The sequence below is a fragment of the Stenotrophomonas sp. SKA14 genome, assembly GCF_000158575.1.
Lineage (GTDB): Bacteria > Pseudomonadota > Gammaproteobacteria > Xanthomonadales > Xanthomonadaceae > Stenotrophomonas > Stenotrophomonas forensis.
This window is the reverse complement of sequence record NZ_DS999412.1, coordinates 4,836,064-4,848,182: the sequence shown is the minus strand read 5'-3', so window position 1 is coordinate 4,848,182 and position 12,119 is coordinate 4,836,064. Positions and strand designations below refer to the sequence as shown.

Sequence of the window (12,119 nt, the reverse complement as noted above, 5' to 3'; positions counted from 1 at the left end):
GTGCCGACCGTTGGTCGGCACACCTTCCCCTTACACCCGCCCGAACACCAGCGCGGCGTTGGTGCCACCGAAGCCGAAGCTGTTGGACATCACCGTATCCAGCCTCTGCTCGCGGCTTTCGCGCAGGATCGGGAAGCTCTCCACCTTCGGGTCCAGCTCGGCGATGTTGGCCGAACCGGCAACGAAACCGTCGCGCATCATCAGCAGGCAGTAGATCGCCTCGTGCACGCTGGCCGCGCCCAGCGAATGGCCGGACAGTGCCTTGGTCGAGGACAGCGGCGGCACCGCATCGCCGAACACTTCGCGGATCGCGTTGAGCTCGGTGACGTCACCCAGCGGGGTCGAAGTGCCGTGGGTGTTGAGGTAGTCCAGCGGGCGATCGATGCCCTGCAGTGCCATCTTCATGCAGCGCACGGCGCCTTCGCCGGACGGCGCCACCATGTCGGCACCGTCCGAGGTCACGCCGTAGCCGATCAGTTCGGCATGGATGTGCGCACCGCGCGCGACGGCGTGGTCGTAATCCTCCAGCACCAGCATGCCGCCGCCACCGGCGATGACGAAGCCGTCGCGGTCCTTGTCGTACGGGCGCGAGGCGCTGGCCGGGGTTTCGTTGAAGCTGGTTGACAGCGCGCCCATCGCATCGAACATCACGCTCATCGACCAGTGCAGGTCTTCGCCGCCACCGGCGAACATAATGTCCTGCGCGCCGTGGCGGATCATGTCCGCGGCCGCGCCGATGCAGTGCGCCGAGGTCGCGCAGGCGGCCGACAGCGAGTAGCTGACGCCCTTGATCTGGTAGGCGGTGGCCAGGCAGGCCGAGACCGTCGAGCACATCGTGCGCGGCACCATGTACGGGCCGACCTTGCGCACGCCACGTTCGCGCAGCAGGTCGACCGCGCCGATCTGCCATTCGCTGGAGCCGCCACCGGAACCGGCGATCAGGCCGGTGCGCAGGTTGCTGACCTGCTCGGGGCTGAGCCCGGCATCGGCGATGGCATCGCGCATGGACAGGTAGGCAAAGGCCGCCGCATCGCTCATGAAGCGCTTCTGCTTGCGGTCGATCAGCGCGTCCAGGTCGAGGTCGACACGGCCGCCGACCTGGCTGCGCAGCCCGGCTTCGGCGTGGTCGGCCAGCGTGGTGATGCCCGAGCGGCCTTCGCGCAGCGCGGCCGAAACGGTATCCAGATCATTGCCGAGGCAGGACGTGATGCCCATGCCGGTGATGACGACGCGACGCATCAGAAGCTCCCGGTTTCAGTGAACAGGCCGACGCGCAGGTCGCGCGCGCTGTAGATTTCGCGGTCATCCACGTACATGCGGGAGTCCGACTGAGCCATTACCAGCTTGCGGTTGATGACCCGGCTGATGTCGATCTCGTAGCGCACGAGCTTGGCATCCGGCAGCACCTGGCCGGTGAACTTCACTTCACCGCAGCCCAGCGCGCGGCCCTTGCCGGGCGCGCCCAGCCAGGTCAGGAAGAAGCCGGTCAGCTGCCACATGGCATCCAGGCCCAGGCAGCCGGGCATCACCGGGTCGCCGATGAAATGGCAGCCGAAGAACCACAGGTCCGGGCGGATATCCAGTTCGGCGCGCACCATGCCTTTGCCATGCGGTCCGCCGTCCTCGTGGATTTCGGTGATGCGGTCGAACATCAGCATCGGATCGTTGGGCAGACGGCCGGCGGCGGCGCCGAACAGTTCACCGCGTGCGCTGGCCAGCAGCTGGTCGCGGTTGAACGCGTGGAGACGAGTCATGGAAAGCGCAATCCTGGAAGCGAAAACGAGGCAACAATCCGCCGAGGATGCACGACGGTTGCAGCGGGAATCAAACCGCCGCACCGTACGCGTGCGTAGTGTTTTCCCTCCAGATCGCGCATCCCGTTGATGCACAACGACCATACTTCGCCGTCTGGACCGGTACGGTGCGGGTATGATGTCGGCCAACCATGAACGCACTGCGCAAGATCATCCACGTCGACATGGACGCCTTCTACGCGTCGGTGGAGCAGCGCGACGATCCGTCACTGCGTGGCAAGCCGGTGGTCGTGGCATGGCGCGGCGCCCGCTCGGTGGTGTGCGCGGCCTCGTACGAGGCCCGCGTGTTCGGCGTGCGCTCGGCGATGCCGGCGCTGCGTGCCGAACGCCTGTGTCCGGATGCGATCTTCGTGCCGCCGGACTTCGCACGTTACAAGGCGGTGTCACGCCAGGTGCGCGAGATCTTCCTGCGGCATACCGATCTGGTCGAGCCGCTGTCATTGGACGAGGCCTATCTGGATGTGACCGAGCCGAAGAGCGGCATCGAACTGGCCACCGATATCGCCCGCACCATCCGCGAGCAGATCCGTGAAGAAACCCAGCTGACCGCTTCCGCCGGGATCGCGCCGAACAAGTTCCTGGCCAAGATCGCTTCGGACTGGCGCAAGCCGGACGGCCAGTTCGTGATTCCACCGCAGCGCGTGGAAGCGTTCCTTACGCCGCTGCCGGTGAACCGGGTGCCCGGCGTGGGCAAGGTGATGGAAGGCAAGCTGGCCGCGCGCGGCATCGTCACCTGTGGCGACCTGCGGCAATGGGCACTGATCGATCTGGAAGAGGCATTCGGCAGCTTCGGCCGCAGCCTGTACAACCGCGCACGCGGTGTGGACGAGCGGCCGGTGGAGGCCGACCAGCAGGTGCAGTCGATTTCTTCGGAGGACACTTTCGCCGAAGACCTGCTGCTGGAGGACCTGAGCGAGGCGATCGTGCAGCTGGCGGAGAAGACCTGGAATGCCACCCGCAAGACCGAGCGCGTTGGCCACACCGTGGTGCTGAAGTTGAAGACCGCCCAGTTCCGCATCCTTACCCGCAGCTTCACCCCCGACCGGCCCCCGGACTCGATGGAAGAACTGCGCGACATCGCCCTGGCCCTGCGCGCCCGCGTCGACCTGCCGGCCGAAACCCGCTACCGCCTGGTGGGTGTGGGCCTGGGCGGTTTCCGCGAAAAGGAGCCGGTGGTGCAGGGCGAATTGTTCGAGCACGGACCGAACGGTTCCGCACCTGGCTGATCTTCATGTCGACCAAGGTCGACACCCACCAAGAGCGGGTCATGCCACCCCGCCAACCCACGAAACCTCAGCTTTTGACGTTGACGTTGCTTCGGCAGGTGCAGGGCGCAGCCCTGCAAAAGAAAACCCCCTACCTCATGGCCACTGCATCTCGCCCTTGGCCACTTTCGCACTCAGCTCCAGCGACTCCACCCCGGCCAGCTTCGGGTAACGCGCCTGCATCGCCTTCACCAGCGCCGCACTGTCCCTGGCCTTTGCCGTCTCGGCATCGAAGGCGCGGATGTAATCCGCGGTGAAGCGCAGGGCACTGGCATCCAGCGCCGCACCGGGGGCGTAGTGCCCCGGCACCACCACCTTCGGCTTCAACGCCTGCAGCCGCTGCAGGGTCTGCAGCCAGTCGGTGTGCGACTTCGGCGTCTGCGTGTCGGCCATCCACACATGCTCGCCCGCCACCACCGGAATGCCACCGACGATTGCGCGCAGGGACGGCACCCACAGCACGCTGCGGTCCGGGGTCGGGCCATCCACGCCGATCAGCGGCAGGCGCTGGCCTTCCAGCTGCAGCGCGTCCCCCTCCAGCACCTGTGGCACCACGATGCGCGCGGGTACATCGGCCCCCATCTTCGGCCCCCAGTAGGCCAGCTTGCCGGCCTGGGTCTGCTGGATGTGGGCAACGGTCTGCGCGGTGGCGACGATGCGCGCCTGCGGGAACGCATCCTGCAGCGTGGCCAGGCCGAAGTAATAGTCCGGGTCGCCGTGGCTGATGTAGATCGTGGTCAGCTGCTTGCCGCTGGCGCGGATCAGTTCGACCAGCCTGCGCGCGTCGCTGGCGCCGAACTGCGCATCGACCAGGATCGCGTCATGGTGGCCTTCGATCAGCACCGAGGACACCGAGAACATGGCCTGCGGGCCGGGATGGAAGGTCTGCAGGTGCAGCTGGGTTCTCGTCGCCGTGGTCGCCGCCGGGGAGGAGGCCGGTGCAGCCAGCAATGGAGCGCTGGCGAAGCTGGACGCCAGGGCGAGGGGAAGCAGCAGGGCAGCGGTGCGCATGGGGAGTTCCTTGTGTAGGGCCGGGTCATGCCCGGCTGCAGGGTCGCGCAAGGCCGAGCGCGGGCTATGCCGGGCGTCCTTGCCCAGACCCCTGCGGGCCGTCGCAAGCGACGCTGGCAACGGCTCCTGCCGTTGCCTTCGGCTTTACAGTGCGGGCACGTCGATCAATACGCCGCAGTGATGATCTGCTTCGGGTACTTATGCGCTTCCAGCTCGGCGACGAAGGCTGCGCCATAGTCGGCGTAGCTGATGCGGCTGTGACCGCTGGCATCGGCGAGGAACGCCTTGGGCTGCACGCGGTACTGGCCACGCTCTTCGCCCGGGCCGATTTCGGCGGCCGGCGAGAAGAAGGTCCAGTCCAGGTCCTCCACCGCCTGCAGGCGCTTGAAGGCTTCGCGGTGGGCCAGCGCGTACGGCTTGTAGGCCTCTGGGAAGTTCGGGGTATCCACCAGCTGCACGCCGGGGGCGACTTCCAGGCTGCCGGCGCCGCCGACCACCACCAGGCGCGGCACGCCGGCCTTGCGCGCAGCGACGGCCAGTTGTGCGGCCACCTCGCCGACGCGGCCGATGTCATCGCCCGGACGCGGGCCATAGGCGCTGGCCAGCACGTCGTGGCCGGCGATGGCGGCAACCAGCGCATCCGGGTCATCCAGCGAAGCGATCACCGGATGGGCGCCGGCCAGCTCGGCCGGAAGATCCTGCGCGCTGCGCACGATGACGGTGAGTTCGTGGCCGTGGGCCAGCGCGTGGCGGGCGATCTGGCGGCCGATATTGCCGGTGGAACCAACGAGGGCGATCTTCATGGCAGGACTCCGTGGGGCGGTGTGGGGTGGGAATGGGGCCACTCTAGGCCGCTGCAGTCGATCGAAAAACAGCGTATAACGCGCTTGTTTGTTGCATGGATCGAGCATATGGACCGATTGACCGCCATGACCGTGTTCGTCGAGGTGGCCGAGCGCGGCAGCCTCACCGCCGCCGCCGAGGTGCTGGACATGTCACGGGCGATGGTCACCCGTTACCTGGCCGAGGTTGAGGGTTGGCTGGGTGCGCGCCTGCTGCACCGGACCACCCGCCGGGTCAGCCTGACCGGTCCCGGCGAGGCGGCGCTGGCGCGCTTCCGGCAGATGCTGGAGATCGGCGAGGCGCTGCAGGGCGAGCTGGCCAGCGATGATCCCGAGCCGCACGGCACGCTGCGGGTGACCGCCAGCGTGTCGTTCGGGCAGAGCCATCTGGCGCGTGCAGTGGCCGGTTTCGTCGCACGCCACCCGGCGGCGCGCATCGAGCTGCTGCTGGTCGATCGCACGGTGAACCTGGTGGAGGAGCGGGTGGACCTGGCGGTGCGCATCGCGCGCCAGATCGACCCCAGCCTGATCGCGCGGCGGCTGGCCACCTGCCGCTCGGTGCTGTGCGCGACGCCCTCCTACCTGCAGGCGCACGGCACGCCGACCGCCCCCGAGCACCTGGCCGCGCACAACTGCCTGACCCACCACTACGTCGGCAAGAGCCTGTGGCAGCTGCACCGCGACGGACGTTCGTTGTCGGTGGCGGTGGGCGGCAACATCAGCGCCAATGAAGCCTCGCTGCTGCTGGAGGCGGTGCGCGCCGGCGCCGGCATCGCGATGCTGCCGACCTACCAGGTGGCGCCGCTGCTGCGCAGTGGCGAATTGATTGAACTGCTGCCCGAATTCGGCCTGGACGAACTCGGCATTCATGCCGTGTACGCATCACGGCGCCAGCAGCCCGCTATCATGCGGCGATTCCTGGACTACCTGGCCGAGTGTTTCGCCAGCCCGGCCTTCCAGGATCTGGATTGGCGCCCACCGCGCAAGGAGAACACATGAACCATGGACAGGCTTTGATCGACCACAACCGTGCTGCCTGGGACCGCCAGGCCAGCGAGGTGCGCGAGTGGTCGCGCCCGGTGGATGGCGCAACGGTTGCAGCCGCACGCGAGGGCCGCTGGCAGGTGCATCTGACCCCACGCGCGCTGCCGCTGGACTGGCTGGGCGATGTGCGCGGCCGTCGCATCCTGTGCCTGGCTTCGGGTGGTGGGCAGCAGGCGCCGGTGCTGGCCGCGGCCGGCGCTGATGTCACCGTGTTCGACCTGTCCGACGGGCAGCTGGAGCAGGACCGCCGGGTCGCAGCGCGCGATGGCCTGCAGCTGCGTACGGTGCAGGGTGACATGCGCGACCTGCACGTGTTCGCCAACGACAGCTTCGACGTGGTGTTCCATCCGATCTCCAACCTGTACGTGCCCGACGTGCGCCCGGTATGGACCGAATGCCGCCGCGTGCTGGCACGCGACGGCATGCTGATGGCCAGCTTCTACAACCCCGTGCTGTTCGTCAGCGCACGTGATCCTCAGCTGGATGCGCAGGGCTTGATCCGGCCGCAGTACGCCATTCCCTATTCGGACCTGGAAGACCTGGCGCCGGCCGAGCGCGAGGCGAAGCTGGCGCGCGGCGATGCGCTCACCTTCGGCCACAGCCTGACCGAACTCATCGGCGGCCAGCTCGACGCCGGCTTCGTCATCGATCGTTTCATGGAAGACTGGCAGCCGCAGCCGCGCTTCCTGATCGACCGCTATCTGCCCACGTTCCTGGCCACCCGCGCGCGCAGGATCGGCTGAGGCGGGCCTGCAAAAAAACAGGCCGACGTACAATGGAAGGCCCCACGTCGCACAGGTGCCGTCCCTTGTCGTATCCCTATCCGCTGGTCGTGTTCGACCTCGATGGCACGCTGGTCGACAGCGCGGCCGATATCGCCGAAGCACTGAACCGCACGCTGGAAGACATCGGTGTCGCGCGCGTGCCGGAAACCACGGTGCTGGGCTGGATCGGGGATGGTGTGCGTCGCCTGGTGGAGCAGGCCGTGCATGCTGCCGGCCGCGAGGTCGATCTGGCCGCGGTGATGCCGGTGTTCATGGTGCACTACCGGGAATGCCTGCTGCGCAGCCCACGCCTGTTCGATGGCGTGGCCGAGGCGTTGGCACAGCTGCGTGCGCGCAACGTACCGCTGGCGATCTGCACCAACAAGCCCGAAGCGCTGGTGCCTCCGCTGCTGCAGCACCTGGGCATCGGCGACGCGTTCGCGCTGATACTGGGCGGCGACTCGCTGCCGCAGCGCAAGCCCAGCGGTGAGCCGCTGCGGCATATCGCTGCGCACTTCGGGCTGCCGGTAGACGCCTGCCTGATGGTCGGTGATTCGCTGACCGACTACCGCGCCGCCGAAGAGGCCGGCATGCCGATCGCGCTGGTGCGCTATGGCTATCCGCGTGGCCTGGATCTGGCCACCGCACATGCGGTGGCCGTGATCGACGACCTGCGTGAGTTGCCGGGGTTGCAGCGCTGATGCAACGGACATCCCTGATCGCCGGCCGGTAACCCGGACCGACGCAACGGGTAGTGCCGGCCGCTGGCCGGCAACCCGGGGCGCTCTGCCGAAGGTCATGGTGCTGCCGGCCAGCGGCCGGCACCAGCATGACCGTTGCGGTCATTTCGGCTGGTAACGCACGCTCAGCTGGTACTCACGGCCGGGCTGGTTGTACCACGCCACGGTCTCGTAGCGGCGATCGAACACGTTGGCGGCACGTGCCAGCAGCGACCACTCCGGCGTCAGCGCGTACTCGGCGCGCAGGTCCAGCGTGCCGTAGCCGCCGACCTTCACCGAGTTGCCGGCGTTGTCATAGCGCTTGCCCGCGCCCTGCACGGTCAGTCCGGCGCGGACGTCGCCGAAGCGGCGATCAATGTCCAGGCGCGCGGTCTGCTGCGCGCGGCGCGGCAGCCAGTTGTCGAACTGGGTGTTGCCGCGGGTGCGGTTGCGCGGGTCGGTGTAGCTCAGCTGCGCGTTGATATCGAAACCGGCCAGCAGCACGCCACCGGTCAGTTCGGCGCCACGGATGCGCGCCTTCTCGACCTGCTGCATTTTCATCGTGGACGCATCGTAGGTGATCAGGTCATCGATGCGGGTCTCATAGACGTCCAGGCCCCAATGCCAGCCCTGGCCCTGCTGTGAAACGCCCAGGTTGGCGCTCTTGGACTTCTCCGGCTTCAACGTCGGCACGCCGCTCCACGGGTCGTACAGGTCGCTGAAGGTCGGTGCCTTGAAGGCGGTGCCGTAGCTGGCGTTGACGCGCAGGCCGTGCTCCAGCTGCATCGCCCAGCCAAGGCTGCCGGTGGCATGGTTGCCGAATTGCTGGTTGTCGTCGTTGCGCGCGCTGGCCTGCAGCTGGTGGCGGCCGAAGCGGCCCTGGTACTGCACGAACACACCGGTGTTGCGGCGGCTGTCAACGAGGTAGCCCGCGCTGCTGCCATCCAGGTTGTCTTCGCTCCAGTCCACGCCGGCGCTCAGCAGCTGGCCTTCGGCCAAGGTGAAGTCACCCTGCAGCGAGGCACTGTCGCGGTGGGTCTGTGCGCTGCCGCGTGCGCCGAAGTCGCCGAAGTTGTCCGACTCGTTGTCGCTGCGGCCGACGTTGGCGGTGAACTCCAGGCGCTCGGACGGGGTGTAGCGCACCTTGCCGGCCAGCACCTGCTGGCGGGTTTCCGAGTAGTTGTAATAGCCGTCGTAGTGGTTCCTGCCATCGGCACGCAGCGCGCTGCCTTCCACGTTCCACTGGTCGTTGAAGGTGTAGCCGCCGCGCAGGCTCTTGGACAGGTTGCGGTAGCCGTCGCGGTCGTGTTCGTCGGCAAAGCAGCCGGCAGTGAACACCGAGGAAGAGCCGCGGCAGGCGTCGATGCCATCGGAATGCTGGTAGGCGATGTCGGCGCCAAACCAGCCGCGTTCGGTGCCGCCACCAATGCCACCGCTGGCCTGGCGCAGGCCGTTGCTGCCACCGCCGAGCTGGAAGTGCGGGGCAAAGTCACCGGCATTGCGGCGGGTGAAGATCTGGATCACGCCACCGATGGCATCGGCGCCGTACAGGCTGGACTGCGGTCCACGCACGATCTCCACGCGCTCGATCTGCGCCAGCGGCAGATCCTGGTACATGGCCAGGCCGAGGTCGGCGCTGTTGATGCGCACGCCATCGACCAGCACCACGGTGTGGCCGGAGTTGGTGCCGCGCAGGAACAGCGAGCTCTGCTTGCCAAGGCCGCCGCTGTTGGTCAGGTTGATGCCGGCGCGGCCGCGCAACAGTTCCTGCAGCGAGGTGGCCTGGCTGGATTCGATCTGCACGCGGTCGATCACCTGGGCCGGCGCGATGCTGTCCTGCAGGGCGATCGGCGTGCGGGTGGCGGTAACCAGCACCTGGTCGAGCGCGGTGGTGTCATCGGCGGCCTGCGCCAGCGCCGGCAGTGTGGCCAGCACGGCCAGGGTGAGCATTCGGGTCTGCAGCTTCATCGGGGGACTCCAGGTGCCACGCACGCCCGCGCAGCGAAGGGGAGGAGTCGCGAAGCCAGGCACGCGCCGATGCCACGGCCGACGCCGTGCTCATCCAGCGCCATGCCCACCGCATCGCGACCTGAGGCTTCCGGGCCGGTCTCCGGGCTTGCCGCCGGGTGGCGCGAGGCCACCGTCCAGGCGCCTTCCCATGCCTGCGGCACAGTGGCGTTGTTGCCTGGAACTGACGTGCTTACCGTTGCGGGGGCAGCGCCGGCCTGGCGTGGAATCACGCGTCACCGGCTTCCCGTTTCAACCTGCCGGCCAAGGCCGCAGGTCACCTGGAAGTGCGCGCAGTCTACGCCATCCCCGGCAGCCGTAGAGTCGAGCTTGCTCGACTGCCTTCGTCGTGCCCTTAGAATGGCCCCTCAGATCCCGTGGTGCCGTTGCCGATGTCCGCCTGTTTTCCGCTGTTCCCGCGTTGCCTGTACGGGACGCACGCATGATCCTCGACCTGGTCCGCCATGCCGGCAACGGTCGCGATGAGTTCCTCGATGGCCGCACCGATCCATCGCAGTTGGCTCCGCTGCCACAGGAACTGGTCGACGCCTACGCCTTGCAGCCGTGGGAGCGGGTCATCAGTTCGCCGCGGCTGCGCTCGCTGCACACGGCGATGGCGCTGGCCACGGCGCGCGGCCTGGATGTGGAGGCGGACGAAGAGTGGGAGGAACTGGATTTCGGTGATTGGGACGGCCAGTCCCTGTTCGATCTGCCGGAAGACGCGTTGGCGGCGTTCCATGCCGACCCGCATGCGTATCCGCCGCCGAATGGTGAGAGCTGGGGCCACTTCGAGCGGCGCATTGCACGCGCGCTGGATCGCCTGCTTGATGACGATGACCCGGTGCCGACACTGGTGGTCAGCCACGGTGGCCCGCTGCGCATGGTGCTGTCGCAGGTGTGCGGCCTGCCGATGTCGCTGTGCTGGGCGTTGCGCATCGACCATGGCACGCGCCTGCGGGTACGGCTGGAACGCGGTGAAGCAGGTCTGGTGGGCGAACTGCTGGAACTGCAGCAGCCCTGAGCCGAGGGTTGTGCCGGCCAGCGGCCGGCACGACCCGTCAATCCTCGTCGGCGTGCTCGGCGACGCTGTCTTCAGCGTCATCGTCGGCATCGAAGCGCTGCTCATGCACCGGTCCGGAGGCCGGGCCGGCCGCTTTCAGCGGGTGCGCGGCGATGCGTGCTTCGTAATCCTGCACCAGTGCTTCGCGCTGTGGCTCGCTCAGTTCCTGCCAGTGGCAGTCCAGCAATGCGCCTTCCAGCGAGTACAGCAGGTTCAGGCTGGGCTTGAAGCCCGCGCGCTTGACCTTGACGAACGCACCGACCGCACCGATCGCGGCCAGGTCCTCGCGGCTGCGCAGGCCGACCTGGCGCAGCCACGCTGCACTTTTCGGGCCGATGTTGCGCAGCTTTGGTGCGCTCATCCCAAGGCCTCGACGAACACGCGGGCGATGGCCTCCAGCCCGGCCTGGTCATCGGCATCGAAGCGGCCAACCTTGGGGCTGTCGATGTCGAACACGCCGATCAGCTCAGCACCGCGCAGCAGCGGCACCACCAGCTCCGAGCGCGAGGCCGAATCGCAGGCGATATGGCCGGGGAAGGCATCGACGTCGTCCACGCGCTGGGTCACGCGCTGGCTGGCGGCGGCGCCGCACACGCCCTTGTCCAGCGGGATGCGCACGCAGGCCGGCAGGCCCTGGAACGGGCCGACCACCAGTTCCTTGCCGTCGTACAGGTAGAAGCCGACCCAGTTCAGGTCGGGCAGGGCGTGGTAGACCAGCGCGGAGAGGTTGGCCGCGTTGGCGATGCGGTCGGACTCGCCGTAGACCAGGCCACGGGCCTGTTCCAGCAGCTGGGCGTATTGTTCCGGCTTGCTGCCGGTGAGCGAGGCATTGGCGAACATGCCCGCAGTCTAGCAAGCGTGCGGGGCGGGCGATAATGCACGCTCTGTTGCCCTGCTGGAGCCCATCGATGCCATTGCCCGCCACGCTGCCACCTGCGCTGTTCGTGACCGGCACCGATACCGAGATCGGCAAGACCGCGGTCAGCACCGCGCTGCTGCACGCACTGCGCCGTCGTGGCCTGCGCGCGGTCGGCATGAAGCCGGTGGCCAGCGGCAGCGAGGATCTGGGACAGGGCCTGCGCAACGAAGACGCGCTGGCCCTGCAGGCGGCCAGCTGGCCGGTACCGGACTATGCCGACCTGAACCCGTATGCGCTGCGGCAGCCGCTGGCACCGGAGCTGGCCGCTGCCGAAGATGGCGTGCAGGTGGAGCTGGCGCCGATCGTGGCCGCGTTCGCGCGCCTGCGCGCACAGGCCGATATCGTAGTGGTGGAGGGCGTCGGGGGGTGGCTGGCGCCGGTCTCGGCCACGCTGGACCAGCTGGACCTGGTGCGCGCGCTGGAGTTGCCGGTGCTGCTGGCGGTGGGCATGCGGCTGGGCTGCGTCAATCATGCGCGGCTGACCGCGCAGTCGCTGCAGGCCAGCGGTGTGGCGTGCCTGGGCTGGGTCGGCAATCACATCGATCCGGCGATGCAGCGCCAGGACGAGAACTTCGCCACGCTGCGGCAGCGCCTGCCGATGCCGTGCTGGGGACGGTTGCCGCACCTGCCGGGGGCGAATGGCGAAGCACTGGCGGCGCATCTGCTCGATTGAG

Annotated in this window: 13 protein-coding genes and 1 riboswitch; of the genes, 6 read left to right on the top strand and 7 right to left on the bottom strand. The window is 68.0% G+C overall.

What is annotated here, in order from left to right; all coding sequences use genetic code 11:
- Positions 1-30: 30 nt before the first annotated feature.
- Positions 31-1,239, bottom strand: coding sequence for a beta-ketoacyl-ACP synthase I (gene fabB / locus SSKA14_RS22170; RefSeq protein ID WP_008268699.1), 1,209 nt, complete (start codon positions 1,237-1,239; stop codon positions 31-33).
- Entirely contained in the window at positions 1,239-1,754 is a 516-nt protein-coding gene (fabA, locus tag SSKA14_RS22165; protein WP_008265797.1) for a 3-hydroxyacyl-[acyl-carrier-protein] dehydratase FabA, read from the bottom strand. Before fabA ends, fabB begins: the two co-directional genes overlap by 1 nt.
- 191 nt (positions 1,755-1,945) lie before the next feature.
- On the opposite strand from fabA, the gene dinB reads away from it, so the two are divergent.
- On the top strand, positions 1,946-3,040 hold the full coding sequence (gene dinB / locus SSKA14_RS22160) for a DNA polymerase IV (RefSeq protein WP_008268591.1): 1,095 nt from the start codon (positions 1,946-1,948) through the stop codon (positions 3,038-3,040).
- Between the two features lie 135 nt (positions 3,041-3,175).
- On the opposite strand, the gene SSKA14_RS22155 is transcribed toward dinB, so the two are convergent.
- Both SSKA14_RS22155 and SSKA14_RS22150 read right to left on the bottom strand, forming a co-directional pair.
- Positions 3,176-4,090: an MBL fold metallo-hydrolase gene (locus SSKA14_RS22155; protein ID WP_008268516.1), complete on the bottom strand. Its 915-nt coding sequence runs from the start codon at positions 4,088-4,090 to the stop codon at positions 3,176-3,178.
- A gap of 164 nt (positions 4,091-4,254) precedes the next feature.
- Positions 4,255-4,893 carry an NAD(P)H-binding protein gene (locus SSKA14_RS22150; RefSeq protein ID WP_008268434.1) on the bottom strand — a complete coding sequence of 213 codons (639 nt, stop codon included), beginning with the start codon at positions 4,891-4,893 and terminating at the stop codon, positions 4,255-4,257.
- Between the two features lie 108 nt (positions 4,894-5,001).
- Here SSKA14_RS22150 and SSKA14_RS22145 point away from each other — a divergent pair, with 108 nt between their 5' ends.
- From SSKA14_RS22145 to gph, 3 genes are all read left to right on the top strand, one after another.
- Positions 5,002-5,931 (top strand): LysR family transcriptional regulator, encoded by a 930-nt coding sequence (locus SSKA14_RS22145; protein ID WP_040009027.1) that lies wholly within the window; start codon positions 5,002-5,004, stop codon positions 5,929-5,931.
- The gene (locus SSKA14_RS22140) at positions 5,928-6,719 is read left to right on the top strand and encodes a class I SAM-dependent methyltransferase (RefSeq protein WP_008267171.1); all 792 of its coding nucleotides are present in this window, start codon (positions 5,928-5,930) and stop codon (positions 6,717-6,719) included. Before SSKA14_RS22145 ends, SSKA14_RS22140 begins: the two co-directional genes overlap by 4 nt.
- 65 nt (positions 6,720-6,784) lie before the next feature.
- Positions 6,785-7,441, top strand: coding sequence for a phosphoglycolate phosphatase (gene gph, locus SSKA14_RS22135; RefSeq protein WP_008267059.1), 657 nt, complete (start codon positions 6,785-6,787; stop codon positions 7,439-7,441).
- A gap of 141 nt (positions 7,442-7,582) precedes the next feature.
- Here the strand turns inward: gph and btuB are convergent, their stop codons facing one another.
- Positions 7,583-9,427, bottom strand: coding sequence for a TonB-dependent vitamin B12 receptor (gene btuB / locus SSKA14_RS22130; protein WP_040009025.1), 1,845 nt, complete (start codon positions 9,425-9,427; stop codon positions 7,583-7,585).
- Between the two features lie 115 nt (positions 9,428-9,542).
- Positions 9,543-9,766: riboswitch (cobalamin riboswitch) on the bottom strand.
- Positions 9,767-9,908: 142 nt separating this feature from the next.
- Here btuB and SSKA14_RS22125 point away from each other — a divergent pair.
- Positions 9,909-10,487 (top strand): histidine phosphatase family protein, encoded by a 579-nt coding sequence (locus SSKA14_RS22125; protein ID WP_008266040.1) that lies wholly within the window; start codon positions 9,909-9,911, stop codon positions 10,485-10,487.
- 37 nt (positions 10,488-10,524) lie between these two features.
- On the opposite strand, the gene SSKA14_RS22120 is transcribed toward SSKA14_RS22125, so the two are convergent.
- Both SSKA14_RS22120 and SSKA14_RS22115 read right to left on the bottom strand, forming a co-directional pair.
- Positions 10,525-10,887 (bottom strand): TfoX/Sxy family protein, encoded by a 363-nt coding sequence (locus SSKA14_RS22120; RefSeq protein WP_008266140.1) that lies wholly within the window; start codon positions 10,885-10,887, stop codon positions 10,525-10,527.
- Positions 10,884-11,366, bottom strand: coding sequence for a GAF domain-containing protein (locus SSKA14_RS22115; protein WP_008266832.1), 483 nt, complete (start codon positions 11,364-11,366; stop codon positions 10,884-10,886). The genes SSKA14_RS22120 and SSKA14_RS22115 overlap by 4 nt, the downstream gene beginning before the upstream one ends.
- 68 nt (positions 11,367-11,434) lie before the next feature.
- Between SSKA14_RS22115 and bioD the strand changes: the two genes are divergently transcribed.
- Positions 11,435-12,118 carry a dethiobiotin synthase gene (bioD, locus tag SSKA14_RS22110; protein ID WP_008265173.1) on the top strand — a complete coding sequence of 228 codons (684 nt, stop codon included), beginning with the start codon at positions 11,435-11,437 and terminating at the stop codon, positions 12,116-12,118.
- The last annotated feature ends 1 nt before the right edge of the window (position 12,119 follow it).

Excerpts from the sequence above, each read along its gene's own strand:
- SSKA14_RS22155 (WP_008268516.1), bottom strand. The coding sequence starts at position 4,090 with ATGCGCACCGCTGCCCTGCTGCTTCCCCTCGCCCTGGCGTCCAGCTTC.
- SSKA14_RS22120 (WP_008266140.1), bottom strand. The coding sequence starts at position 10,887 with ATGAGCGCACCAAAGCTGCGCAACATCGGCCCGAAAAGTGCAGCGTGG.
- SSKA14_RS22150 (WP_008268434.1), bottom strand. The coding sequence starts at position 4,893 with ATGAAGATCGCCCTCGTTGGTTCCACCGGCAATATCGGCCGCCAGATC.
- bioD (WP_008265173.1), top strand. The coding sequence starts at position 11,435 with ATGCCATTGCCCGCCACGCTGCCACCTGCGCTGTTCGTGACCGGCACC.
- btuB (WP_040009025.1), bottom strand. The coding sequence starts at position 9,427 with ATGAAGCTGCAGACCCGAATGCTCACCCTGGCCGTGCTGGCCACACTG.
- SSKA14_RS22145 (WP_040009027.1), top strand. The coding sequence starts at position 5,002 with ATGGACCGATTGACCGCCATGACCGTGTTCGTCGAGGTGGCCGAGCGC.
- dinB (WP_008268591.1), top strand. The coding sequence starts at position 1,946 with ATGAACGCACTGCGCAAGATCATCCACGTCGACATGGACGCCTTCTAC.
- SSKA14_RS22125 (WP_008266040.1), top strand. The coding sequence starts at position 9,909 with ATGATCCTCGACCTGGTCCGCCATGCCGGCAACGGTCGCGATGAGTTC.
- fabB (WP_008268699.1), bottom strand. The coding sequence starts at position 1,239 with ATGCGTCGCGTCGTCATCACCGGCATGGGCATCACGTCCTGCCTCGGC.
- fabA (WP_008265797.1), bottom strand. The coding sequence starts at position 1,754 with ATGACTCGTCTCCACGCGTTCAACCGCGACCAGCTGCTGGCCAGCGCA.
- SSKA14_RS22140 (WP_008267171.1), top strand. The coding sequence starts at position 5,928 with ATGAACCATGGACAGGCTTTGATCGACCACAACCGTGCTGCCTGGGAC.
- SSKA14_RS22115 (WP_008266832.1), bottom strand. The coding sequence starts at position 11,366 with ATGTTCGCCAATGCCTCGCTCACCGGCAGCAAGCCGGAACAATACGCC.